This window comes from Leisingera sp. S132 (assembly GCF_025144465.1).
Lineage (GTDB): Bacteria > Pseudomonadota > Alphaproteobacteria > Rhodobacterales > Rhodobacteraceae > Leisingera.
The window spans coordinates 1,094,254-1,119,357 of record NZ_CP083553.1 but is presented as its reverse complement, the minus strand read 5'-3'; the positions used below and the strand labels follow the sequence as shown (position 1 = coordinate 1,119,357).

Below are 25,104 nucleotides of genomic sequence, written 5' to 3'. Positions count from 1 at the left end.
CGCGGCGCCTGCCTCCCGGCCTGACCACCAGAAAGTTTGAAGAACCACGCACCGGTGCCCTGGCGCCGGTGTTTTCGTTTTCGGGAATCTAAGGCCAGATTTGCCCCGCCGCTGCCGCGCGCAGCGCCTGTAAGCCTGCCGGCTTAGAGAGAGGGGTTCAGGTCAGGACGGCCCGGCTGAGGTCCTGCCTCGCCTGTTCCAGAGAGTCGCCTGTGCCCAGGATATCTGCCTCACGCGCGCACTGGATTGCATAGTTGATCACTGCTTCCAGTGCCGCCCGTTCGTTTTCCCGCTCGTTCGCCTTGTGTTTCGTACCAGCCTCTTGCGGGCCAGTTTCGAATTTTCGCATTTTGGTGCCTGCCAATGTGAGAGTTTTTTGCGATTTTCTCACGTAATGGTGAGCCAGACATTGCCGCAGGGCAATCCGCAGATTAATTAATCCTTAACCTGTATCCAAAAACGCACATATCCGGGGAAGAAACGGGCATTTTTCCCCTAAACCGCTCCGGGTTCAGACGGAAAAGCCTCAACTTCTGCGCCAGGCCTACCTGTGCTCTTCGGCGGCTGTGGCTGCGAGGGCACGGTTGTAGGCCTTCAGCGCATCCACATGATAGAGCGCACCGATGACCTGCTCCTTGCCCTCTTCCTCCATGACCACCGGCAGATAGGCCGCGTCGGCCCGGTCAAACACCGGCATCGCCGCCTCCAGCGAGGAGGCCGCACGGATGCACAGCCCCTCCTCTGCCAGGGCCTCGCACTCCTCAAGGCTGGCGCAACGGCTGTCGCCCATCGGCCGCATCACCGCACCGGCCCGGATCATGCCCAGCAGATAGGCCTGCGGGCCTGCTGCGCAATGGATGTCGCGCCGCTCCAGCTGCGTCAGGAAGAACGACCGGTCCACCAGCCGCGAGGCCAGCGCGGTGGACATGGAGACCGACACCATCACCGCCAGGCCGATCTGCCAGTCGCCAGTCAGTTCAAACACGATGAGAGTGGTGGAAATCGGCGCGCCCAGCACCGCGGCGGCCACTGCCCCCATGCCGGCAAAGGCATAAAGCGTGTGAGTGCCAGACACATCCGGCAGCACCGAAGTGGCAATTAGCCCGAAGGCCAGCCCGGTCAGCGCCCCAATCATCAGCGAGGGCGAGAACACCCCGCCCCCCATGCGCCCGCCCATGGTGATCGCCACAGCGGCAGTCTTGACCACGGTAAAGATCACCGCCTGTCCCAGCAGCAGGCCGCCGGTCAGTGCCAGCACGGTGGTTTCGTAGCCGACGCCGATGATATGCGGGAACCACACCGCAATCACCCCCAGCATGGCACCCGACACCGCAGGGCGCAGCCAGCGCGGCAGCGACAAGCGCTGCTGCACCGTGTTGCCCACCTTCTCGGCAAAGAAGATCGCCCGCATCTGCGCCACCGCCACCAAGCCGCAGATCAGGCCGAGGATCAGAAAGGCGGGCAGCTCCACGTAGAACTGCAGCGCGCCGGGCGTGTTGAGGGTGAACTCGGTCACATCGCCGTATTCCAGCCGGTTGATCACGGTTCCGGCGACCGAGGCGACGACGATCGGCGCAAAGGCATTAACGGAGAAATGCCTCAGCACCACCTCCATCGCAAACAGCGCCCCCGCAATCGGCGCGTTGAAGCTGGCAGAGACGCCCGCGGCCACCGCGCAGCCCAACAGGTCCCGCCCGGTGATCCCGTCGGCGTTGATGCGGTTGCTGACCCAGGTGGAAATCACTCCGGCCAGGTGCACCACCGGCCCTTCCCGCCCGGTGGAACCGCCGGTGGAGAGCGTGATGAAGGACGCCAGCGCCGATGCCAGGCCTTCCTTGTGCTCAACCCGTCCGTCATGCAGCGCCGCGCCCTCGATCACGTCGGCAACAGAACGCACCCGGGCATCCGGGGTGAAGCGGTCGAGGATCAGCCCCACCACCAGCCCGCCGCCCGCGGCAATGCTGACCAGCACATACCAGGGCAGGTCCTGCGCGTAGGAATGCAGGTAGTCGAGATCCGGGGCGCCATAGACCCAGGCCTGCAGCGCCGTGATCCCCTTGCGGAAGAACAGCGCGGCAAAACCCGCGGCGATGCCGATCAGCAGCGCGATCAGCCAGAACTGGAACTGGCTGGGGCCGCGGTGGCGCAGCACCCGCCAGATGTCCTTGAGGCCAGCCAGCCATTGCAGGAGAATTGCGGAAAGGGACGAACGGATTTCTTGCACCATAACCTGTCAGCGGGTCTTCTTGTCTTCTGTGGCTCCTTGCTGCCACATCCCGGTTAAAGAACCCTCACCCAGGCCATGGAACCGGCGGGTCATCCGGCCAGCAATGCACGGGCCGCGGCGCGGGCCTCCTCGGTGATGGTATCACCGGACACCATCCGGGCAAGCTCATCCACCCGTTCGGCATCGGCCAGCGGCACCACCTGCGACAAGGTCATGCCGTCAACCACCTGCTTGCGCACCTGCCAATGGTGGCCGCCAAGGGCTGCAACCTGCGGCGAATGCGTGACCACCAGCACCTGTCCGCTACCCGCAAGGCTGCGCAGGCGGCGACCGACTGCATCTGCCGTTGCGCCGCCGACGCCGCGGTCGATCTCGTCAAAAATCAGCGTCTTGCTGGAATCTTCTCCCCGCAAACAAACCTTCAACGCCAAAAGAAACCGGCTCAACTCGCCGCCAGAGGCAATTTTGTTCAGCGGTCCTGCCGGCGCACCGGGGTTGGTCGCCACGGTAAAGGCCACCGCATCCATGCCGTCCGGGCCGGGCTCTGAAGTGGTGATGCGGGTCTCGAACACCGCGCGTTCCATCTTCAGCGGAGCCAACTCTGCCATCACCGCCAGATCCAGCGCTGCAGCGCTTTGGCGGCGCACTGCGCCCAGCTGCTTGGCGGCCCCGGAATAGGCCGCCTCCGCGGCTTTCAGCGCGGCTTCCTGATCGGCCAAATCCTGATCGCCCGCGTCCAGCGCCGCCAGCTTGCCGCGCAGGGTCTCCGCATAGCCTGCCAGCTCATCCGGCTGCACATCATGCTTGCGCGCAAGGCCCCGGATTGCAAACAGGCGCTCCTCGCAGTCCTCCAGCTCACCGGGGTTGAAATCGAGGCTGTCCAGCACCCGTTCGACCCCGTCCTGAGCGTCGCCCAGTTCAATCATCGCCCGGCTGAGCGCCGCCAGCGGCTCATCCAATCCGCCCTCGGCCTCCTGCCCCGCAACACCTTCCAGCCAGCGCTGCGCTTCGCCCATTGCTGTCTCGGCGCCTTCGCTCAGCAGCGCGTGGGCGCGAGCAATGTCGCCACGGATTCGCTCTGCCGCCTGCATCTGCCGGCGCCGGGTGTCCAGCGCCTCGTCCTCGCCCGGCTGCGGGTCCAGCTTGTCCAGCTCTCCCACCGCGTGGCGCAGGAATTCCTCTTCGGCACGCACGGCGTCCAGCGCGGCGCGGGTGGACGCAACTGTCTTGCGCGCCTTTGCGGCCGCTCCCCAGGCACTGCGCACCTGTGCCAGCAGGTCCTGCACCCCGGCATACTGATCCAGCAGTGCCAGATGTCCGCGCGGGTTCAACAAACCGCGGTCGTCGTGCTGGCCATGCAGTTCCACCAAAGTCTCCGACAGTGCCCGCAGCACCTCGCCCGAGCAGCGGCGGTCGTTAACCCAGGCGGTCTTGCGCCCCTCGGCGGTGTTGACCCGGCGCAGGATCAGCTCAGTGCCGCCCGGCAGCCCAGCCTCTTCCAGGATCGCGTGTGCGGGATGATCCTCGCCCAGTTCGAACTCCGCCAGAACCTCCCCCTGCGACGCCCCCTGGCGCACCAGTTCAGCACGTCCGCGCCAGCCCAGCACAAAGCCGAGACTGTCAAGAAGGATCGATTTCCCTGCCCCGGTCTCGCCGGTGAGCACGTTCAGGCCGGGCTGAAAATTCAGCTCCAGATGATCGATGATCAGGATATCCCGGATATCAAGCGCGCGCAGCATTGCCCCGCCCCATTGCTGCGGCGGCCGTTACAGCCACCGCCCCTTGACCGTCTGACGGTAAATCTGGCTCAGCCAGTTGTTGCCGCGGTCCCGGGGCTTGAGCCCGTTTGCGGTCAGCAGTTTGTAGCTGTCCTCATACCAGTCGGTGGACTGGAAGTTGTGGCCGAGAATGGCCGCCGCGGTCTGTGCCTCGGCAGTCAGCCCCAGCGACAGATAAGCCTCGACCAGACGGTGCAGCGCCTCAGGCGTGTGGCTGGTGGTCTGGAAATCCTCCACCACCACCCGGAAGCGGTTGATCGCAGAGGTGTAGTGGCCGCGGCGCAGATAATAACGGCCGATCTCCATCTCCTTGCCCGCCAAATGGTCAAAGGCCAGGTCGAATTTCAGGATCGCCGAGTTGGCATATTCGCTGTCCGGGTAGACCTCGATCACGGTGCGCAGCGCCTGCAGCGCCTGGAAGGTGAGCCCCTGGTCGCGGCCCACTTCGTCGATCTGGTCGTAATAGCTCAGCGCCAGCAGATACTGGGCATAGGCCGCATCTTCATCCGCCGGGTAGAAGTCGATGAACCGCTGAGCAGCAGCGCGGCTGTTCTCATAGTCCTTGACCCGGTGATAGGCAAAGGCCTGCATGATCACCGCCTGCTTGGCCCATTCGGAATAGGGATACAGGCGTTCGATCTCGGAGAAGTAGTAGACAGCATCCTTGGGGCGGCGGTTGGCCAGTTCGAACTCGCCGCGCTCATAGATCTGATCGGGGGAGAATGCCTCGACCGACTCGCCGCGCTTCACTGCGCCGCCGTCGCCGCCGCAGCCTGCAAGGGCTGCCACCAGCAGAACCGCGCCGAGGGTTTTGGCTCCCGCCCAGATGCCGTTCATAATGCCTCACCTCACCGTCTTTGCCTTACGGGTGTCCGCCCCGGTTATGCCGTCTCTAGCATATTCAAATGGCGCGCAAAACGCCTTTCGCCACTTCCGCCCTCACTTGGCAGAGAAAGCCGGCAATGGTCAAGGCCGGCCGGCAGCGCAGGAGCGCATCCGCGGGCGAGCCTGCGGTAAAAGACCCGGGACGATCATGTCCCGGGCCAGTCTGTCCGCTCGTTCTTTTGGTTTTCTGCCTTATGCCACGCGGCGCTGTTCGGCCGGGATTTCCGACCAGATCAGCCCCTGCCCCGGCAGCCGTGCGGTCATCGCTGCATCGCAGGCGACGGCCCGGACTGCACCCGGCTCCGCAAACAGGGCCCGCAGCAAGGTGTTGGTCAGCGCGTGCCCCGCGCGCTCGCCAACATAGCACCCCAAGATCGGCCCCCCGGCCAGCGCCAGATCGCCCAGCGCATCCAGCATCTTGTGGCGTACAGGCTCGTCCGAGTGGCGCAGGCCCGCGCCGCTCTCGACCCGTTCTCCGTCAAACACAACAGCGTTCTCGCCGGGCACACCGCCCAGGGCGAGGCCGTTGGCCTGCATTGCTTCGACATCTGCCTGGCGGCAGAAGGTGCGGCTGTCGCACAGCTCACGCGCAAAGCTGCCGTTGCGCATGTCCAGGGACTTGCTCTGGCGGCCGATGGCGGCCTCGGCAAAGTCGATGTGGAATTCGATGGTCAGCCGGTCGCTGGGCAGCAGGGTGGCACGGGCGCCATCCTTCTCAACCGTCACCGGCTTCAGAATTTCATAGGCGACGATCGGCGCATCCTGGCGCTGCACGCCCTGGCTCATGATGCCGCGCACAAACGGGGCGGAGGACCCGTCCACGATCGGCACTTCCGGGCCGTCGATCTCGATCAGCGCATTATGCACGCCGCAACCAGCCAGCGCTGCCATGATGTGCTCGACAGTGGAAACGCTAACGCCGGAGCCATTGACCAGACGGGTGCAAAGCGGGCTGCGCTCAACCAGATCCCAGCGGGCCGGAACCAGGGTATTGCCCAAGGCGATGTCGGTGCGTTTGAACACGATGCCATGCCCCGCCGGAGCCGGGATCAGGACCATACGTGCGGGTTTGCCGGAATGCAGGCCGGTCCCTTCGAATGCCACCGATGCTTTGAGCGTGTTCTGCACGTTGCGCCTCGTCTTGCTGTTTCCGGCCTCGGGGGCCGTGTTGCGGACGAGAGTTAAGGTTTTGCTCAAAAACGCACAACTCAATCTTTGTAACGGTTTGAAACATGGCTGTAACAGCTCGGCAAAACACCGCTCAGAACGCGTCAACTCACTGTAAATAAAAAGCAAAAAGCCGCCCGAAGGCGGCTTTCAAAGCGTGATATGTGATGCGTCAGTTGGCTTGGCGGCGCAGGAAAGCGGGGATTTCGATGCGCTCCTGGTCCGGATCCGCCTGCTGCTGCTGCATTTGCTGCGGCTGGGCCGCCGGCGCATGCGCATGCATGGAGGGCTGCTGGCGCACCGCCTGCGGCTGCTGCTTGGCGGCCGGGGCGTCATTGCTGCCGGTCATCCGGTGGATCAGCGAGTTGAGGCCGAAGCGGCGCTGCCCTTCGGGCTGCTGCTGGGTTTGCGGCTGCTGCGGAGCCTGGGCAGCCGGAGCCGCCGGGCGCATTGGCTGCTGGGACTGCATCTGCTGAGCCTGGGGCTGCTGCACCCGCTGGGCTGCGGCCTGCAGACGCTCCAGCGCTTGCGGCGACGGGGTGCCTGGAGCCGGTGCTTTGGGGGCCACAAAGGCAGCTTGCGGGGTTTCCGCCACATCCGCCTGCGGGCGGAATTCCGGAACCTGCGGCTGGTATGCGGGGGGCGGCAGGCCGTCATCGGCCATCTGCTCCACGGCTTCCACGACGTCTTCCACCAGATCCTGATCAGCAGCCTGCTGCACGTTCAGTTCCTCGAACAGCGACGGCTCTTCCAGAGCGGCAGCGGCAGGTGCGTCCTGTACCGGTGCAGCCGGAGCGGCCTCGGCGGCCACGGGCTGCTGAACCGGGGTTTCCAGCTCCAGCGGCGCGGCGCGGTTTTCCTCGACGCTGACGGTCTGGCGCAGCGGGGCGGACATCGGGCGGCGCGGCACCGGCATGTCGGTGTTCACGTCGGTTGCGTCGATGCCGGTGGCCACGACGGAAACCCGCATCTTGCCTTCCATGCCGGTATCCAGGGTCGAGCCGACGATGATGTTGGCGTCCGGATCCACTTCCTCGCGAATGCGGTTGGCGGCCTCGTCCAGTTCAAACAGGGTCAGGTCGTGGCTGCCGGTGATGTTGATCAGCACGCCCTTGGCGCCCTTAAGGCTGATTTCGTCCAGCAGCGGGTTGGCAATCGCCTTCTCGGCGGCCTGGACCGCGCGGTCCTCGCCCTCGCCCTCGCCGGTGCCCATCATCGCCTTGCCCATCTCATCCATCACGGCGCGGACGTCAGCAAAGTCGAGGTTGATCAGGCCCGGACGGACCATCAGGTCGGTCACGCCTTTGACGCCCTGGTACAGCACATCATCGGCCATCGAGAACGCCTCGGTGAAGGTGGTCTTCTCGTTGGCAAGGCGGAACAGGTTCTGGTTCGGGATGATGATCAGGGTGTCGACGACCCTCTGCAGGGCTTCGACGCCGGCCTCGGCCTGGCGCATCCGCTTCAGGCCTTCGAACTGGAACGGCTTGGTGACAACACCCACGGTCAGCACGCCCAGTTCGCGGGCGGCCTGCGCGATGATCGGCGCAGCACCGGTGCCGGTGCCGCCGCCCATGCCCGCGGTGATAAAGCACATATGCGCGCCCGCCAGGTGATCGACGATCTGCTCGATGCTTTCCTCAGCCGCGGCAGAGCCCACCTGCGGGCGGGCGCCTGCGCCGAGACCTTCTGTGACCTTGATGCCCAGCTGCACCCGGCTCTTGGCCGAGCTTTGCTGCAGCGCCTGCGCGTCGGTATTGGCCACGACGAATTCGACGCCATCCAATTCCTTGGCGATCATGTTGTTGACGGCATTGCCGCCGGCGCCGCCGACACCGAACACGGTGATCTTCGGCTTCAACTCTTCATTCCCGGGCATCGAAAGGTTCAACGTCATGCTCATACCGCCTGTGTTACCTGCCCTTCCCGCAAAGGGCTTATTCCTGTCCTATTCACCATAATCTACCGCGGAGAGGGTGTTTCGTCATCCTAAAAAGCACGACGCGCCACAAAATAAGGCCTCATTCTAAGGCTAAAACCGCGGTATTTCGCCGTCCCTAGCAGATATTGCGGATTGAGCACAAGCCACACACAACAAAACCTGTCCGTCCGCAAAATCGCTTTGCAGAGGAGGTTGGCTCCAAGGTTTGGCTGGCCACTGCCCGGCCTGCTGAATCGCCGCGTTTGCCGCGGACGTTAACGGCAGACTAACGGGTCAGGAGGGCACTGTCACGCCCTCTTTGCCCGTTCCGGCTGAATTGATTTGACCGCCTGCGCCCGGATCTACCAGTTGTCGCGGAACCAGCGCACCGCACGGCCCAGGGTGCCCGCCGGGTGACGGCCAGCAGGCATCTCGAAGTCCCACCACTCGTCCTGCGGATGGGCGGCAAACAGGCACAAACCGACAGCCGAGGCAAAGCCCGGCCCGGTTGCCGACTGCGGCAGGCCATGGACCCGCAGCGGGCGGCCCAGGCGCACCTGCTGGCCGAGGATGCGGCTTGCCAAGCCGTCCAGCCCCATGATCTGGCTGGAGCCGCCAGTCAGCACGATCTGCTGGCTGGGCAGGTATTCGAACCCGGCCGCATCCAGCCGCGCCCGCACCTCTTCCAGGATCTCCTCAACGCGGGGGCGCATGATGCCGATCAGCTCCGCCCGGCTGACGGTACGGCGGTCGTGCTCCCAGTCGCCGGTGTCGCCGCCGATGTCGATGATTTCGCGGTCGTCGGCGCCAGTGGCATGCACACCGCCGTTGAAGGTCTTGATCCGCTCTGCATTGGCCATCGGAATGCCCAGCCCCATCGAGATGTCGCTAGTGATGTGATCGCCGCCCAGACGCACCGCGTCGGCATAGATCATGTGTTTCTTCATGAAGATCGAGATCGAAGTGGCGCCCCCGCCCATGTCGATGCAGGCCGCGCCCAGCTCCTGCTCATCCTCGACCAGCGCCGAGAAGCCGGAGGCATAAGCCGAGGACGCAATCCCTGCCAACTCCAGGTCGCAGCGCTGGATGCAGCGCACCAGGTTCTGCACCGCGATGGCATCCACCGTCAGCATGTGCATGTCGACCGCAAGGGTCTGGCCCATCTGACCGCGCGGATCGCCGAGGCCGGAGCGGTTGTCGAGCGCAAAGTTCACCGGCTGCGCATGCAGCACTTCGCGGCCCGCGCCGTATTCCGGCACCTCGCAGGAGGCCAGCACCTGCGCCACCTCATGCTCGGAGACCACCTGCCCCTCAAGGTCAAGCTTGGCATCCAGCCCGTAAGAGCGCGGATTGGCGCCGGAGAAACAGGCGATCACGTGATCGACCCGCACCTCTGCCATCTTCTGCGCCGCCTGCACAGCGGTGCGGATGGCGCGCTCAGTCTCCTGCATGGCGTTGATCTCGCCGAACTGCACCCCGCGCGACCGCGTTGTTGCAGCGCCGATCACCCGGAACCCGGACTGCCCGGCCAAAGCGCCGATGGAGCCGTCCTCGCTAAGCCTGCCGGTGCCGTCAAAGCGCAGCACCAGGCAGGCGATCTTGGAGCTGCCCACGTCCAGAATGGCCACCACGCCGCGCTGCATCGCCTGACGCCGCATCTGCCGCATCGCCCGCTGCGATTGATATAGATCTGTCATGTTACTGCCCGCCCCCGTTCAACTGCCGGATCCGCCACCAGTTTTCCACTGAGTTCTCGGTCATCCGCACGGTGGGGCGCCCAGCCAGACGCATATCCACCGCTGCCACATCGCGTTCCAGCAAATCCTGTACTTCACTGACCGCCAGCACCCGCTCCAGCGCCCGCACCGGTTTTTCGGCCGGCAGCATGATCCGCTGCTTGCGGTCCAGCACCACATCCCAGCGCCGCTCACCAACCCGCACCAGCCCGCGCAGCCGCGGCCCCAGCGGTTTGGCCGCTGCAAACAGCCGAAGCGCCTGCGCCGCATGGTCTGCCGCCCCCTTGCCCGCAATCAGCGGCAGGTCCGGGTGCAGGCTGCGGCGGCCCAGCTCAGCCACGTGAATGCCGTTTTCGTCCAGCAGCGCCAGCCCCTCGCGGCTGCGCCAGATCAGCGCCGGCTCGCGCTCCTCGACATCGACCTGCAGGATGCCGCCGGGGCGGATCCTGACGCTGGCGGTTTTCACCGGGTCCAGACCGGTGATCACATCGCGGATCTGTTCCAGGTCCAGGTCAAAGGAGCTGACCGGGAAATCCAGCGGCACCACCTCGCGGATGTCGCGCGCCACGCTGACGCCGGCCCCGTCCACCGCCATCACCTTGACCATGAATTCGGGCCGTTCCTGGATCGCGGCGCGGGCGTCAATGTAAAGCCCCACCAGCGTATCGCGCCGGGCCTCGTCCGCCAGATAGGCGCTGCCTGCCGCAAACACCAGGCAGAACGGCACCCCGAAGCGCAGGCCAAACCGGATGCCCGGCGTCAGCATCCAGCGCTGCAGGCGGTATTTCAGCCGCGACGGCGCCGGATCGCAACGCCCGTCCTCCGGCTTGCGGAACCAGCTGTTCAGCGGTTGCATGAGGCATCCTCCACCATCCAGGCGCAGAGCTGGCCAAAGGTCATGCCGCAATGGGCGGCCTGCTCCGGCGCCAGCGAGGTCGGCGTCATGCCGGGCTGAGTGTTTGTTTCGAGCAGAACAAGCCCGCTGGCACCGCGCGCCTCATCCCAGCGGAAATCGGTGCGGCTGACACCACGGCAGCCCAGCACCTCATGCGCCTTCAGGGCATACTCCAGGCACAGATCGAAGATCTCGCGCGGCAGGTCCGCGGGCAGCACATGGCGCGAGCCGCCGGGCTTGTACTTGGCGTCATAGTCATACCAGCCGTCAGTCAGGATGTCCGTGACCGTCAGCGCCCGGTCCCCGACCACAGTGGTGGTCAGCTCACGCCCCGGCGCATAGGTTTCCACCATCACCTCGGCCGGCATTTCCTCCGACAGCTGCGGCGGGCCGTTGGAGGCCTCATGCACGATATAGATGCCGACGCTGGAGCCCTCGTTGTTGGGCTTCACCACATAAGGCGGCGCCATCACATGGCCCGCGCTCACGTCATCCTTGGCAAACAGCCCGCTTTCGACCACCGGCAGTCCGGCGGCGCGGTAGACCTCCTTGGAGCGCTGCTTGTCCATTGCCAGCGCAGAGGCCAGCACCCCGGAATGGGTATAGGGGATCTGCAGCCATTCCAGCACGCCCTGGACGCAGCCGTCCTCGCCCCAGCGCCCGTGCAGCGCGTTGAACACCACATCCGGCTTCACATCCAAAAGGCGTGCGTGCAGATCGGCGCCCGCATCCACCTCGACAACCTCGAACCCCTCACCGCGCAAAGCGGCCGCGCATTCACGGCCGCTGGACAGCGATACCTCGCGTTCGGCTGACGGTCCGCCCATCAGCACCGCGACTTTCGGGAGTGCCCTGCTCGACTTACTCACCACGAAACGCCTCAATATACGCGGGGCTTTTTGCCCCTGTTTCTTGGGACCCGTTACAGGCCCGCCTTATTAATTTACGCCGGATTTTTTCCGGCTGATCTGTGCGGGGCTATACGCCCCTGAAACCGGCGGTGCCTTGCCGCCCGTGCCGCAACCTAACGCCCAAAATCTTACCGGCGCATTAACAGTGCCTTTACCACGGTTAAGATGTCCGCTTCCCGGACCTGCGTCAGGCCCTGCCCCGTCTCCAGCCGCCGGTGCAGAAGCCTTTGCCGGCGCTCAAGATTTCCGGTTATTCGGGAAGCGGATCACCTATCCGCATGATTTCCCACTCTAGCGTGATGCCGGAATCTTCGTAAACCTTTTTCCGCACATCTTCGCCCAGCCCCTCCAAATCTGCGGCAGTTGCGCCACCCGTATTGATCAGGAAGTTGGAATGCTTCTCGCTCATCTGCGCTCCGCCGCGCCGCGCGCCGCGCATGCCGGCGTTGTCAATCACCTTCCAGGCCTTGAGGTCGTGCACGTCGTCAGCGCGGCCCGTCGAGGAGAACCCCGCCGGGTTGCGGAAGGTGGAGCCTGCCGAGCGGTCGCGCGTCGGCTGGGTCTCGTCGCGCTTTTGCAGCTGCGCCGCCATCCGCGCATGCAGCTCCTCCGGCTCTCCCCTGGGGCCGCGCAGGGTGGCCGCGACCAGCACCGCACCCTCCGGGAAGGCGGTCTGGCGGTACTGAAAGTCCAGCTCCTGTGCCGCGATCTCGCGGATCTCCCCCTGGCGGGTGACGATGGTGGCCGACACGAACACATCCGCGGTGTAGCTGCCGTAGCAGCCCGCGTTCATCCGCACCGCGCCGCCGATGGAGCCGGGAATGGTGCGCAGGAAGGTCAGGTCGATCCCCGCATCCGCCGCGCGTTTGGCAACATGCGCATCCAGCGCCGCGGCACCCGCGGTCACTCTATCACCGTCTGTTTCAATGCCATTGAACCCGCGGCCCAGACGGATCACCACCGCCCGCATGCCGCCGTCGCGCACGATCAGGTTGGAGCCGACGCCCATCGGGAACACTTGAACGCCCGGGTCCAGCTGGCGCAGGAAATCTGCCAGGTCATCCACATCCGCAGGCTGAAACAGATAGTCAGCCGGGCCGCCGACCCGCAGCCAGGTCAGTTCCGCAAGCGGTTTCTGCCCAGTAAGGCGGCCACGCACCGCCGGAAGTATAGCTTGATCTTGCGCCGCCATCGCCGCTTCCGCCCCAAGTTCCATCCTATGAACGCGCATAGTCCGTAAAGAAGATGGCCGCGGAAATAAAGGGACAACGCAACCTCGCGGAAATCATGGATGTGATCAGCGAAACACTGCTTCTGCTCCAGCCAGACCAGCGTGGCCAGCCAGCCGGCCGCAGCCAATGCCGCCAGCCAATGCCGCCGGAACCGGCCGAGGTAATAAAAGCCAAGCAGCCACATCAGGCCAAAGGCCAGCCAAGTTGCAGAAACGGCGATCATTGCCTGCCTCCACCACCGGTGCGCGCACCGGCACCAAACGGGTTACACAAGATAGTCCCGCTTGGATATCAGGCGATCCGGAAGAAAAGATTAACATTCCTTCACCACTAGCCTTTTTGCGAAGGTTTAAAGGCCCAGCCTGCGCCTCACCCAGCGCCCGAAGTACAGCACCGGCCAGCGCAGCACCGACATCCCCGCCAAGAGCACCGCCAGCCCCCACCAGGGGCCGTTCTCATAGGTCACATAGCCCAGCAGCGGGATGCCCAGCGCAATCAGCAGATAGGCCCGCCGCCAGTGATTGTCGCGGCTGGGGATCATCGCCAGCACGTTTGCTGCCAGCGCCCAGACGGCGGCCAAGGTCAGCGAAAGGGTCATTCCCTCAGCGCCCCAGCCGGTCCGGCAGGCCGTTGGCCCAGGTGCTGATGGTGCCCGCCCCCAGGCAGACCACCATGTCGCCGGGGCGGGCCTGCTCGCGCACCAGGCGCTCCAGGTCATCCTCGCTCAGGATGGCGCGGGCGTGGCGGTGGCCGTGGCGGATCAGGCCCTCGACCAGATCATCGCGGCTGGCGCCCTCAATCGGCTCCTCGCCCGCAGCAAAGACCTCTGCGATGGCCACCACGTCGGCCTCGTTGAAGCAGGCGCAGAAATCGTCGAAAAGGTTGGACAGCCGCGAATAGCGGTGCGGCTGATGCACCGCGATCACCCGGCCCTCACTGGCCTGACGCGCCGCTTTCAGCACCGCGGCGATCTCCACCGGGTGGTGGCCGTAGTCGTCGATGATGGTGACGCCGTTCACTTCACCCACTTTGGTGAACCGGCGGTTGACGCCGCCAAAGGCCGCCAGGGCCTCGCGGATTTCAACACTGTTCATGCCCAGGTGCCGCGCCACCGCAACCGCAGACAGCGCGTTGGAGACGTTGTGGTCGCCCGGCATCGGCAGGGTGCAGCCCTCGATCACCCGGTCCTCGGCCTGCAGCACCACGTCGAAATGCGCGACGCCCGCCTTGTAGGTCAGGTTGACAGCCCGCACATCCGCCTGCGCATTGAAGCCATAGGTCACCACCCGGCGGTCGGAAATCCGGCCCACCAGCGCCTGAACCTCGGGGTGGTCGGTGCAGCAGACGGCGATGCCGTAGAACGGGATGTTGGAGACAAATTCCAGGAAGCCATCGCGCAAGCGGTCAAAGTCGCCCCAGTGCTCCATATGCTCCGGGTCGATATTGGTCACCACGGCGATGGTTGCGGGCAGCCGGTTGAACGAACCGTCGCTCTCATCAGCCTCGACAACCATCCATTCGCCCTGCCCCATCCGCGCGTTGGAGCCGTAGGCGTGAATGATGCCGCCGTTGACGATGGTCGGGTCGAAGCCGCCGGCCACCATCAGCTCTGCCATCATGGTGGTGGTCGTCGTCTTGCCATGGGTTCCTGCGATGGCGACGTTGGACTTGAGCCGCATCAGCTCTGCCAGCATGTCGGCCCGGCGCACCACCGGCAGGCCGCGCAGGCGCGCCTCGTCCAGTTCCGGGTTGCCCGGCTTGATCGCCGAGGAGATCACCACAACCGCGGCCTCCTCCAAATTCTCCGCCTTCTGGCCAGTGAAAATACGCGCGCCCAGCTTCTCCAGCCGCTGGGTGATCTTGGAGGATTTCAGATCCGAGCCCTGCACCATGTACCCGAGGTTCAAGAGCACCTCGGCGATGCCTGACATGCCGATGCCTCCGATACCCACGAAATGGATCGGGCCGACGTCGCCAGGCAGTTTGGTTGCGGGGTTCATACTATTATCCTTCCTCGGCCAGTTGCTCCACCAGTGCTGCCAGACGTTCGGCGGCATCGGGGACCCCGGCGCTCAGTGCAGCGGTTGCCATTTGCGCGGCAGCCTGCGGGTTACTCAGAATTGCGCCCATATGCTCTGCCAGAACCGGGATATCAAGGGCGCTTTCCGGGATCATCACTGCAGCATTGGCATCCACCAGCCCGCGGGCGTTGGCGGTCTGGTGGTCGCCTGCGGCGGCGGCAAAGGGGATCAGGATCGAGGGCCGCCCGATGATCGAGATATCGGCGACCGAGGAGGCGCCCGAGCGGGAGATCACCAGCTGCGCCTCCGACATGCGGGCGGGCACATCGGTGAAAAACGTCTGCACATCGGCGTTTATGCCGTGGTCCGCATAGAACGCGCTGACCCGCTGCAGGTCTTCTTCGCGCGCCTGATGCGACACGCGCAGGTGCCGGCGGATCTCCCCCGGCAGCGCCGCCACCGCGGCAGGCACCACGTCAGACAGGATGCGCGCACCCTGGCTGCCGCCCATGACCAGCAGCGACATCGGGTAATCCCCCGGCGGAATATAGCCGGCGCCTGCCCGCTCCTTCACTGCGCTGCGGACCGGGTTGCCCACATGCTCATGCGCGACGCCTTCGGGCAGCGTGGTCGGCCAGGTGCCGCAGGCGACGCCCGCGACGCGGGTGGCAAAGATCTGATTGACGCGGCCCAGCACCCCGTTCTGTTCATGAATCATCCGCGGCAGCTTCAGCAGCGTTGCAGCCCCCAGCGCCGGGATCGACGGATAGCCGCCAAAGCCGATCACCGCATCGGGGCGGTCACTGCGCATCTGCATCGCCATCGAAAGCACACCGCCGGCAATCTTCGGCGCTACCAGCGCCTTGGCCAGCAGCCCGCCGCGGGCATAGGTGGCAGAAGACACCTGGGAGATTTCCACCGCGCTGGGAAAGGACGCTGTGTAGCGCGCGCCGCGCGCATCCGTCGACAGTTTCACCCGCCAGCCGCGCGCCAGCATCATCTCGGCCAGCGCCTGTGCAGGAAACATATGGCCGCCGGTTCCGCCGGCAGCCATCAAAAGCATTTTCTGTGCCATCGCAGCTGGTCTCTTTTCTTATCTCGTCAGCGGCCGCGGCCGTTCAGGTAATCGGCAATCCCGCCCTGCGGGCGCGTCCGGGTAAAGGCCAGGAGCATACCCACCGCGATCCCGGTGGCAATCAGCGAAGATCCGCCATAGCTGACAAACGGCAAAGTCATGCCTTTGGCGGGCAAAAGCCGCACCGCAACCCCCATGTTGATCATCGCCTGAACGCCGAACATGCACACAAGGCCGGTGCCCGCGAGGCGGATGAAGGTATCGCGTTCGCGCATCAGCCGGAACAGCGATCGCACCACGATAGAGGCGTAAAGCGCGATCAGAACCGCCACCAGCACCAGCCCGTATTCCTCTGCGGCAACGGCGACGATGAAATCGGTGTGGGCATCGGGCAGCGACCATTTCACCTGCCCCTCGCCGACGCCGACCCCGAACAGCCCGCCCTCGCGGATGGCGTTGGTGGCATAGCCGAGCTGGGTGGTGGGGTCGACATCCGGGTTCAAAAAACCGTCGATGCGGCGGGCGAAGTGCTCGGAGCTGTTATAGGCAAACACGCCGCCCATCACGACCACCGCGGCCATGCAGACAAGAAGCAGCATCGGTGCGCCGGCGACAAAATACATCACCCCCCAGCCAAACAGGATCAGGCTCGCCTGGCCGAAATCCGGCTGCAAAACCAGCATCATCACCACCATCATGCACAGCGCGAAGGACATCAGCGTGCCCGGCGGGCCGTTGATCTGCTGGCTGGCAGCGATCATCCAGGCCGCGACCACGATGAACCCAGGCTTCAGGAATTCCGAGGGCTGCAGCGAGGCAAAGCCAAGCGAGTACCAGCGCACCGCACCCTTGCCGAAATCGGTGCCGAAGATCGGCAGGAAGGCCAGCGCCACAAAGGCCACCGCAAAGCCGACCACCGCCAGCCGCCGCACCAGCGTGGGCGACATCACCGAGGTCATCAGCATCGCCGCCAGCGCCGTCAGGCCAAAAACCGCCTGCCGCTGCACATAGTGGAAATTGCCGAACCCGTTCCTTTCCGCCAGCGGAACTGAGGCCGCCAGCCCCAGCAGGAGCCCGATCACGAACAGCATCAGGATGCAGGACATCGTCCATTTATCCAGCGTCCGCCACCACTTGGGAAGAATCGGCTCACCAGCCTGCACGGGAACCGCGCCATAGACCATCTCAGTCATGGGAATACCGCCACTATATGCCTCGTTCCGCCCCATTTTTCGGGGTCTCACAGAAACTGTAACGAAACGTGAGCCGCGGCGCCAGAAAAAGAACACAGTTCGGCGAGAATCCACCGCCCGCCCGGCGGGCCATCTTGACAGGCAGGAAGCTGCCCGCGTGACGGCGGCCTTCCGCCGGACCGCCCCCGCCGGCCTGCCCCTTGCGCCGCCGCCGGTTCCGTGGTGGATGCGCGCCATGCGGATAAACACCCTGATTCTCGGCGCCGGCGCGGCTGGCATGATGTGCGCGCGCCATGCGGGCGGCAGCACTTTGGTGATCGATCACGCCAAGGCGCCGGGCGAGAAGATCCGCATTTCCGGCGGCGGCCGCTGCAACTTCACCAATATGTACGCAGAGGCGAAGAACTACCTCTCCGCCAATCCGCATTTCTGCAAGTCGGCGCTGGCGCGCTATACCCAGTGGGATTTCATCGGACTGGTGGACCGCCACGGCATCGCCTGGCACGAGAAAACCCTGGGCCAGCTGTTCTGCGACGGCTCCGCCAAGCAGATCATTGCCATGCTGGTGGAGGAGATGCGGCAGGCCGGCGCGGACCTTTGGCTGCACACCTCTGTTGAGAGCGTCCAGCAGACCGCAGACGGCTATTCCGTCAAGCTCCTGCGCGAGGGCAAGCCGCAGACCGTCACCTGCCGCAACCTGGTGCTGGCCACCGGCGGCAAGTCGATCCCCAAGATGGGCGCCACCGGCCTCGCCTATGACCTCGCCCGCCAGTTCGGGCTGGAGGTCACGGACACCCGCGCAGGCCTGGTGCCCTTCACCTTCCCGGACGGGCGTTTCCAGCCGCTGGCCGGCACCGCCTTGCCCGCGCGTCTGTCAAACTCCCACGCCTCATTCGACGAGGCGCTGCTGTTCACCCACCGCGGCCTTTCCGGCCCCTCGGTTCTCCAGCTTTCCTCCTACTGGCGTGAGGGAGAAGAGATAACGGTGAACCTGATCCCGGAAACCCCGCTCTACGACCTCCTGCGCGAACAGCGTCAGGCAGAGGGCCGCCGCGATCTGACCACCGAACTCTCCCGCCATCTGCCGGGCAAGCTGGTGGATTTCCTCGCGCCCCAGCTGAACCTCAAGGGCCGCCTCGCGGACCAGTCCGACGCTGCGCTATCCGCGCTGTGTGAGGCACTGCAGAACTGGCATCTGCTGCCCGCCGGCACCGAGGGCTACCGCACCGCCGAAGTCACACTGGGCGGCATCTGCACCGGCGGCCTCTCTTCCAAGACCATGGAGGCCAAGGCCGCCCCCGGGCTTTATGCGATCGGCGAAGCGGTGGACGTGACCGGCTGGCTCGGCGGCTACAATTTCCAGTGGGCCTGGTCGTCAGGTTTCGCCGCCGGCACCGCCATCGCCGCCAGCACATGACGCCGGCTTGACTTTGGACGCGAGATTACCCATTTAGTTACCATGATAACATAAGTGGAGCCCATTATGACCAACGCCTTTCAACTTGTCGCAAGGATCACCCCGAAACCCGAGCACATGCAGGATGTCCGTCAAAGCCTGCTGGAGATTCTGGAGCCGACCCGCGCTGAGGTTGGCTGCCTGAAGTTCAGCTTGCTCGAATGCCGCGACGGCACTTGCTTCTACTTGGACGAAGAATGGGCCAGCGACGATGCCCTGGCAGCGCACTACGCGGCGGATTACATCACCCCGGTCTTCGCCAAATACGAAACCTGGCTGGCAAAGCCGGTGGAAATCCACAAGATGACCGCGCTGGCCTGACCCTCATGTTCTTCCTCAAGGAACTTCCATCGCAGCAGATGGTCGGCACTTACGCCGAAACCTACGGCACCGATCCTGCACATATCACCAGCGCGCTCTTGATGATGCGCCGTGCCAGCTTGCTGATCCGCAGGCTCGATGCCTATTTTGCCGCGCATGGCCTGTCGCAACTGCGTTTTCTGGTTCTGATCGTCATTGACCGGGAACCTGAACGCCAGTCTCTGACGCCAAATGAGATAGCCAGCCGCATTGACGTGTCAAAACCAGTCATGACACGCACCCTGCAATCCCTGCAGCAGGACGGGCTGATCAGCCTTGCGGCCAGCGAGACCGACAAGAGATCCAAAGAAGCCGCGCTGACAGCGGCGGGACGGCAGCAGCTGCAAGACGTCCTGCCCGGCTACTTCAAAATTCTGTCAGAGGAAATGGCCCACCCGCCCGCCGACGGGGACTGAACTTCCCGCCTGCTGCCAGGGGATTTTCTGCATGGGAGAGCCCGGAGCCCTCCGCCCTCACCTGCCAGACTTTACCCGGCCAGCTCCGCCACCTCTGCCAGCAGCCAGCTGCGGAAGGCGGCTATGGCCGGCGCGTCGCGGCGCGCCTCCGGGTAAACCAGCCAGACAGAGATATCATCCTCCGTCACCAGATCGAAGGGCTGCACCAGCGCGCCGCTGGCAATCAGGCCACGGGCATAGGCCGGTGTCAGCAGGCAGGCGCCCTGCCCCGCAAGGGCCGCCTGCACTTCCAGCATCTGGGTGCCCAGGCTGTGCTGTTCGGCCGGCTTTGGCGGCGCCACGCCGGCCGCGCGGAACCACAAGGCCCAGGCCGGGTCCCCGGCATCCACCCGCGGCACCCGCAGCAGGTCGGCGGGCTGCTCAATGGGGCCATAGGCTTCCATCAGCGCAGGCGTCATCAGCGGCGTATAACTGCCGCGGATCAGAAGGTCCGCCGCCAGCCCCGGCCAGCTGCCGCGCCCGGCCCGGATCGCCACGGTGGCCTCCCCCGCCAGCAAGTCCGCCACCCGCGGATTGACGTCCACCCGGGTGGTGATGCCAGGGTGCGCCACCTGAAACTGCCCCAGCCGCGGCGCCAGAATGAAGGCGGCAAAACTGGTGAGGGTGCTGATCACCAGCTCCTCGCCGCCGCCGCGCAGATCCGCCCAGCCTTGGCGCAAAAGATTCAGCGCCTCGGTGGCGTGGCGCTGCAAGGCCTCTCCCGCCGCGGTTGGGGCCACCCCGCGCGGCAGCCGCCGGAACAGAGGCTGGCCCGCCCGGTCCTCCAGCAGCCTGATCTGATAGCTGACCGCGGCTTGCGTCATCGCCAGTTCCTCAGCCGCGCGGCTGAAACTGCCCAGCCGGGCCGCGGCCTCAAAGACGCGCACCGCCGGCAGCGGCGGAAGGGGGTTCACAGAGCGATCCATCAATACAGCTTATACCAGCTCCGCCGAGATTCAATTGGTCATTGACGGGGTAAGCGGCCACATCTTGTTCAGACAGAACAAGGATCAGGCCCATGGCTGAAATGCTTTCACAAATGAACCTTTGGCACGTTATCAGCAGAACTTTTGCTTCGCCCCCGCGCGAGAACGCCCCCGCCAGCCAGGCTGCCGACCAGCAGCTCGCCCGCAGGCGGCTGAGCCACCTGCCGGAGCATCTGTTGCGCGATATCGGTCTTTGACACGGCTGCAGGCAGCCGGATGCGGGTGTTCGGACCTGTCAGATGCCGGCACCCGCTCGGCCGCCGCCATTCACTCTTCGATGAACACCTTGTTGTTCGGGGTCACACCGCGGGTATAGGTGCAGAAGGTGTCATGCGCCTCGGGCGTGGTGGTGTGGATCTTGATATTGGTGATCACCTCGACTGCGCCGAACTCCAGGCAGGCTTTCTCCGCCTGCTTGACGATCTCCAGCAGGTGATCCAGCTCTCCCTTCATGGTGGTTTCCATCGCCCCCACCTGAAACGGCACGCCTGCGGATTTCACCACGGCAATCGCCGCGTCCACCGCCTCGAAATTGTTGCCCTCACGCAGCCGCGGGATGACCTGAAAGGCCAGCATCACGGTGTTTGCGGTTTCAGTGCCTGCAGTCATGCCTGTCTCCTCCTGCGGCTCAGCCCAGCCGCGTCTTCACCTCGGCGGCGAAGTCATCTCCGCGCTGCTCGAAGTTGTCGTACTGGTCAAAGCTTGCGGCGGCCGGCGCCAGCAGCACCGTATCGCCCGGCTGCGCCTCCGCCATGGCGCGTTCCACAGCGGCTGCCATGGTGGTGCAGACCTCGGCCTCGACGTCCAGCTGCAGCGCGAACCCCGCCGCCTCGCGGCCGATCACATAGGCCTTCCGCACATTGCCGGTCTGCCCCTTCAACGCGTCCAGCCCGCCGTCCTTCTCCAGCCCGCCGCAGATCCAGCGGATGTTCTTGAACGCGCTCAGCGCCTTTACAGCGCTGTCCAGGTTGGTGGCCTTGCTGTCATTCACATAGCGCACGCCATCCGCCTCAGCGATGGTCTGGCTGCGGTGCGGCAGGCCGGGGAATGTGGCCATCGCCTCGCCGATCAGCCGCGGCGCCAGCCCCAGGGTGCGCGCAGCCGCATAGGCCGCGCAGGCATTCTGGTGATTGTGCGCGCCCGGCAGGCCCATCATCTCCCGCAAGTCGATGGAGGCCGCCTGCCGCCCCTTGCGGTACTCGCTCAGAAACCCCTTCCTGGCAATGACCTGCCAGCCCGGCCCGGTCAGCTTGCGCGCCGAGGACACCCGGATCACCCGGTCATCCCCCAGCCCTTCGGACAGCTGGCCTGCCAGGAACAGCCCCTCGTCCTCGTCGATGCCAATGACAGCGCGGTCCGGCCCGCCCTCGGCAAACAGGCGGCGCTTGGCCGCAAAATAGCCGCCCATGCCGCCGTGCCGGTCCAGATGATCGGGGCTGAGGTTGGTGAACACCGCCACATCCGGCGTCAGCGCGCGCGCCAGTTCAGTCTGATAGCTCGACAGCTCCAGCACCACCACGCCGCCCTCGCCCGGCGGGTCGATGTCCAGCACACCGCGGCCGATATTGCCCGCCAGCTGGCTGTCGCGCCCCGCCTCCTGCAGGATGTGGTGCAGCAGCGCCACCGTGGTCGACTTGCCGTTGGACCCGGTGACCGCCACCACCCGCGGCGGCTGGTCGTACATCTGCCACTCCGCATCGGCAAAGGAGCGGAAGAACAGCCCGATGTCATTGTCCACCGGCACGCCACCCTCGATCGCGTCGCGGATAATCGGGTTCGGCTTGGGATAGAGATGCGGAATGCCGGGCGAGGTGATCAGCGCCGCCACATCGTCAAAAGCGCCGGATTTATGCAGGTCGCGGCAGGTGAAGCCTTCCGCCTCCGCCGCCTCGCGCGCCGCGGGGTTGTCGTCCCAGCAGATGGCCTCAGCCCCGCCTGCGCGCAAAGCCCGCGCCGTCGCCAGACCTGAGCGCCCCAGCCCCAGCACCGCCACTTGCGCGCCTTGATATCCTTTGACCGGGATCATCGCCTGCCCTCCCAAATGTCCGCCATTTGCGGCTTACCCTGTACAGAGGGAGGCAGGGAATGCAAGCGGGGCTAGGCCGCAGCCCCGGACGAGGTTTCGTCAAGCTCGTCGCGCGCTGCTTTGCAAACCTCATGATCCGCTCCCAGCGTTTCCTCAAGAAGGGACAGCGCCTGACGCAAATTGCGTTCTGCCTGCTGCGAGTGGCCTGTCTCCCGCAGCAATCGGGCATAGTTGCTCAGGCAAACCGCATATTCCGCACTCGTATCCAGGCCGGCCGAACGCAGCAGCTTTTGCGCGCGCCTGTAGGCATGCCCTGCCTCTCTCAGCTCTCCTGCCTCATGCAGCAAACCCGCATGATAGGATAGCGCTTGCGCATAATCCGCATCCTCCCGTTCCGGCTCCAACTCTTTGCGACTCAGCTCCAACAGGTCATCAAAGTAAGGCTTTGCATCCTCCTCTCTGCCCCGCTGATGCAGGACGGCCATCAAACTTCTCACAGCGCCGGAGTACAGAATGTCATCCTCGCCGCGCAGCTCCTTAACCGCCTGCACAGCCTCGCGACAAACCCGCTCCGCATCACCGTCGTCTTCGAGCTGCGATTTTACATTGGCCAGCGCGGTCAGACGGGACACATAATCATCGCTTTCCGTGCCTTGCTGGCTGGCTGTGATGTCCAGCGCTTGCGTATAGAGAGGCACGGCTTCCTCCAGCCGCCCGCTTTGCCAAAGCAAAAACGCCAGACTGTCCAGGCCATAGACATATTCATTTGCCTGCGCAGCGCCTTCTACCTCCAGAATTTCCAAAGCTTCCCGGAAGTTCTGTTCGGCCTTATCATGCTGCCCGCTGCGCTCCTGCAGACGTGCCAAGTTTGCCAGGCAACCGGCAAGCAGCCGGCCTGCTTCTGGCTCATTTTTGCTGACAGCCTCGCGCCCAGCTGCAACGGCTTGAAGATACTTCTGCTCCGCATTCTCCTGCTGATCGTTTACGCTCAATCTAAAGGCACTGGCACTCAAATCACCGCAGAGGCCGGAGTACTCAGATTCAGAATTTTGCTCATCCAACTTACCCCGGGTCCAAAATTTCTTTCCCAGCAAAGCCATCGGCCAGATAAAACAACCAATTAATCCGAGGGCGACAGCCCAGAAGACCAAGTTGTTAACTACAATAGAGACCACGTATTCATTCCTCAAAATAATCAGACCTGACGCCAAGCTTCACCCAAAGGTTGTTCACCCCAATACCAGATCACAGACAAGTTGAAAGCCCTGCCTTCTCCACAAAGGGCAGCGCACGGACCGAGGGGTGGGCGTGAAGCGCACTCCCCGTGGGGTCGGTTCGGGCGCTGCCCGGCGTGCCGCCGGGCGAAACATTTTGACTAGGTGTTGCGCACCCACCGTACGCTGCCCTCACTACATCTTCACCTGGCCGGGTTACGGTCTATCCGTTGCAACGGGAAGACCAGGAGACCAGCCCCCCTCAGACCACCTCTTCATTGGGTGCAGGGCGGGCCCGCACAGGCCGACAGACGGGCACAGCCCCTTGGCAAGGGCTGTCCGATGCTCCGCCCCTCCGGCGGCGCCGCCTTCTTCCTCAAGGACAAACCGCCCGACGCAGCAGCCCCGGGCGGTTCCATCAAAAAGAGAGTTCAAACTGCCCCGCCGATGAAACGGCGCGGCAGCCAAACCACGTGTGTTACCGCACCTTTAGCGTCGCCAGACCGATCATCGCCAGGATCAGCGAGATGATCCAGAAGCGGATCACGATCTGCGGCTCGGCCCAGCCTTTCTTCTCGTAGTGGTGATGGATCGGCGCCATCAGGAAGACCCGCCGCCCGGTGCGCTTGAAGTAGAGGACCTGAATGATTACCGACAGCGCCTCGACCACGAACAGGCCGCCGACGATGGCCAGCACCAGCTCGTGCTTGGTGGCAATGGCGATGGCGCCCAGCGCGCCGCCCAGGGCCAGCGAGCCGGTGTCGCCCATGAACACCGCCGCCGGCGGCGCGTTGTACCAAAGGAAGCCGAGGCCTGCGCCGAACAGCGCCGCGCAGAAGATCAGGATCTCGCCGGTGCCGGGCACGTAATGCACGTCCAGGTATTCGGTGAAGTCGACCCGCCCCACCGCATAGGCGATGACGCCCAGGGTGCCGGCCGCAATCATCACCGGCATGATCGCAAGGCCATCCAGGCCGTCAGTCAGGTTCACCGCATTGGCAGCCCCCACCACCACGCAGATCGAGAACGGCACATAGAAGATACCAAGGTTGATCAGCGTGTCCTTGAACACCGGCAGCGCCAGCTGGTTCTGCAAGGGCGCCGGATGATAGGCCGCAGCCCAGAGCGCCGCGATCACCGCGATCATGATCCCCAGCGCCAGCCGAACCTTGCCGGGCACACCCTTGGTGTTCTGCTTGGACACCTTGGCGTAATCATCGGCAAAACCGATGAGGCCGTAGGCCAGTGTCACAAACAGCACCAGCCAGACAAAGGGATTGTCCCAGCGCGCCCACATCAGGGTTGCGGTCAAGAGCGCACCGACCACCAGGAGGCCGCCCATGGTGGGCGTGCCCGCCTTGGAGAAATGCCCCTCCGGCCCGTCATCGCGGATCGGCTGGCCCTTGCCCTGCTTGCGGCGCAGCACATTGATCAGCGGCTTGCCGAACAGAAAGCCGAAAATCAGCGCGGTCATGAAGGCGCCGCCTGCACGGAAGGTGATATAGCGGAAGAGGTTGAAAACATCCCCCCCGTCCGACAAAGCGGTCAGCCAATAGAGCATCTGGG

The 25,104-nt window shown here is 64.7% G+C and carries 23 protein-coding genes; 4 read left to right on the top strand and 19 right to left on the bottom strand.

Annotation, left to right across the window (positions count from 1 at the left end):
• Positions 1-157 precede the first annotated feature (157 nt).
• From K3725_RS05475 to ftsW, 14 genes are all read right to left on the bottom strand, one after another.
• Complete coding sequence (locus tag K3725_RS05475) at positions 158-349, bottom strand: hypothetical protein (protein WP_260017822.1); 192 nt, start codon at positions 347-349, stop codon at positions 158-160.
• A gap of 195 nt (positions 350-544) precedes the next feature.
• Positions 545-2,227 carry a chloride channel protein gene (locus K3725_RS05470; RefSeq protein WP_260017821.1) on the bottom strand — a complete coding sequence of 561 codons (1,683 nt, stop codon included), beginning with the start codon at positions 2,225-2,227 and terminating at the stop codon, positions 545-547.
• An 89-nt stretch (positions 2,228-2,316) separates the two neighbouring features.
• On the bottom strand, positions 2,317-3,966 hold the full coding sequence (gene recN, locus K3725_RS05465) for a DNA repair protein RecN (RefSeq protein WP_260017820.1): 1,650 nt from the start codon (positions 3,964-3,966) through the stop codon (positions 2,317-2,319).
• Positions 3,967-3,993: 27 nt separating this feature from the next.
• Positions 3,994-4,842 carry an outer membrane protein assembly factor BamD gene (locus K3725_RS05460; protein WP_260017819.1) on the bottom strand — a complete coding sequence of 283 codons (849 nt, stop codon included), beginning with the start codon at positions 4,840-4,842 and terminating at the stop codon, positions 3,994-3,996.
• A 240-nt stretch (positions 4,843-5,082) separates the two neighbouring features.
• Complete coding sequence (lpxC, locus tag K3725_RS05455; protein WP_260018572.1) at positions 5,083-6,018, bottom strand: UDP-3-O-acyl-N-acetylglucosamine deacetylase; 936 nt, start codon at positions 6,016-6,018, stop codon at positions 5,083-5,085.
• Positions 6,019-6,229: 211 nt separating this feature from the next.
• Positions 6,230-7,954: a cell division protein FtsZ gene (ftsZ, locus tag K3725_RS05450; RefSeq protein WP_260017818.1), complete on the bottom strand. Its 1,725-nt coding sequence runs from the start codon at positions 7,952-7,954 to the stop codon at positions 6,230-6,232.
• Positions 7,955-8,340: 386 nt separating this feature from the next.
• Positions 8,341-9,675: a cell division protein FtsA gene (ftsA, locus tag K3725_RS05445; protein ID WP_065266242.1), complete on the bottom strand. Its 1,335-nt coding sequence runs from the start codon at positions 9,673-9,675 to the stop codon at positions 8,341-8,343.
• 1 nt (position 9,676) lies between these two features.
• Positions 9,677-10,570: a cell division protein FtsQ/DivIB gene (locus K3725_RS05440; RefSeq protein WP_260017817.1), complete on the bottom strand. Its 894-nt coding sequence runs from the start codon at positions 10,568-10,570 to the stop codon at positions 9,677-9,679.
• Positions 10,558-11,436, bottom strand: coding sequence for a D-alanine--D-alanine ligase (locus tag K3725_RS05435; protein WP_260018571.1), 879 nt, complete (start codon positions 11,434-11,436; stop codon positions 10,558-10,560). The genes K3725_RS05440 and K3725_RS05435 overlap by 13 nt, the downstream gene beginning before the upstream one ends.
• Positions 11,437-11,770: 334 nt before the next feature.
• A complete protein-coding gene (gene murB / locus K3725_RS05430; protein ID WP_260018570.1) occupies positions 11,771-12,712 on the bottom strand; it encodes a UDP-N-acetylmuramate dehydrogenase in 942 nt (313 codons plus the stop codon).
• A 389-nt stretch (positions 12,713-13,101) separates the two neighbouring features.
• The gene (locus K3725_RS05425) at positions 13,102-13,350 is read right to left on the bottom strand and encodes a DUF2484 family protein (protein WP_260017816.1); all 249 of its coding nucleotides are present in this window, start codon (positions 13,348-13,350) and stop codon (positions 13,102-13,104) included.
• 4 nt (positions 13,351-13,354) lie between these two features.
• The gene (gene murC / locus K3725_RS05420) at positions 13,355-14,752 is read right to left on the bottom strand and encodes a UDP-N-acetylmuramate--L-alanine ligase (RefSeq protein ID WP_260017815.1); all 1,398 of its coding nucleotides are present in this window, start codon (positions 14,750-14,752) and stop codon (positions 13,355-13,357) included.
• 4 nt (positions 14,753-14,756) lie between these two features.
• Positions 14,757-15,848 carry a UDP-N-acetylglucosamine--N-acetylmuramyl-(pentapeptide) pyrophosphoryl-undecaprenol N-acetylglucosamine transferase gene (locus K3725_RS05415; RefSeq protein WP_260017814.1) on the bottom strand — a complete coding sequence of 364 codons (1,092 nt, stop codon included), beginning with the start codon at positions 15,846-15,848 and terminating at the stop codon, positions 14,757-14,759.
• Between the two features lie 26 nt (positions 15,849-15,874).
• Entirely contained in the window at positions 15,875-17,041 is a 1,167-nt protein-coding gene (gene ftsW, locus K3725_RS05410) for a putative lipid II flippase FtsW (protein WP_260017813.1), read from the bottom strand.
• A 235-nt stretch (positions 17,042-17,276) separates the two neighbouring features.
• Between ftsW and K3725_RS05405 the strand changes: the two genes are divergently transcribed.
• From K3725_RS05405 to K3725_RS05395, 3 genes are all read left to right on the top strand, one after another.
• Complete coding sequence (locus tag K3725_RS05405) at positions 17,277-18,458, top strand: NAD(P)/FAD-dependent oxidoreductase (RefSeq protein WP_260017812.1); 1,182 nt, start codon at positions 17,277-17,279, stop codon at positions 18,456-18,458.
• A 66-nt stretch (positions 18,459-18,524) separates the two neighbouring features.
• Complete coding sequence (locus K3725_RS05400) at positions 18,525-18,818, top strand: putative quinol monooxygenase (protein ID WP_260017811.1); 294 nt, start codon at positions 18,525-18,527, stop codon at positions 18,816-18,818.
• A 5-nt stretch (positions 18,819-18,823) separates the two neighbouring features.
• A complete protein-coding gene (locus tag K3725_RS05395; protein ID WP_260017810.1) occupies positions 18,824-19,273 on the top strand; it encodes a MarR family winged helix-turn-helix transcriptional regulator in 450 nt (149 codons plus the stop codon).
• Positions 19,274-19,344: 71 nt separating this feature from the next.
• On the opposite strand, the gene K3725_RS05390 is transcribed toward K3725_RS05395, so the two are convergent.
• The gene (locus K3725_RS05390) at positions 19,345-20,238 is read right to left on the bottom strand and encodes a LysR substrate-binding domain-containing protein (protein WP_260017809.1); all 894 of its coding nucleotides are present in this window, start codon (positions 20,236-20,238) and stop codon (positions 19,345-19,347) included.
• Between the two features lie 92 nt (positions 20,239-20,330).
• On the opposite strand from K3725_RS05390, the gene K3725_RS05385 reads away from it, so the two are divergent.
• Positions 20,331-20,495 carry a hypothetical protein gene (locus tag K3725_RS05385; protein WP_260017808.1) on the top strand — a complete coding sequence of 55 codons (165 nt, stop codon included), beginning with the start codon at positions 20,331-20,333 and terminating at the stop codon, positions 20,493-20,495.
• A 70-nt stretch (positions 20,496-20,565) separates the two neighbouring features.
• Here K3725_RS05385 and K3725_RS05380 read toward each other — a convergent pair whose 3' ends face one another.
• The 4 genes from K3725_RS05380 to mraY form a co-directional block, all read right to left on the bottom strand.
• The gene (locus K3725_RS05380) at positions 20,566-20,907 is read right to left on the bottom strand and encodes a thiamine-binding protein (protein WP_260017807.1); all 342 of its coding nucleotides are present in this window, start codon (positions 20,905-20,907) and stop codon (positions 20,566-20,568) included.
• A gap of 19 nt (positions 20,908-20,926) precedes the next feature.
• On the bottom strand, positions 20,927-22,324 hold the full coding sequence (gene murD / locus K3725_RS05375) for a UDP-N-acetylmuramoyl-L-alanine--D-glutamate ligase (RefSeq protein WP_260017806.1): 1,398 nt from the start codon (positions 22,322-22,324) through the stop codon (positions 20,927-20,929).
• A 71-nt stretch (positions 22,325-22,395) separates the two neighbouring features.
• The gene (locus K3725_RS05370; RefSeq protein ID WP_260017805.1) at positions 22,396-23,499 is read right to left on the bottom strand and encodes a tetratricopeptide repeat protein; all 1,104 of its coding nucleotides are present in this window, start codon (positions 23,497-23,499) and stop codon (positions 22,396-22,398) included.
• A 517-nt stretch (positions 23,500-24,016) separates the two neighbouring features.
• Positions 24,017-25,099 carry a phospho-N-acetylmuramoyl-pentapeptide-transferase gene (gene mraY / locus K3725_RS05365; RefSeq protein ID WP_260017804.1) on the bottom strand — a complete coding sequence of 361 codons (1,083 nt, stop codon included), beginning with the start codon at positions 25,097-25,099 and terminating at the stop codon, positions 24,017-24,019.
• Positions 25,100-25,104 lie beyond the last annotated feature (5 nt).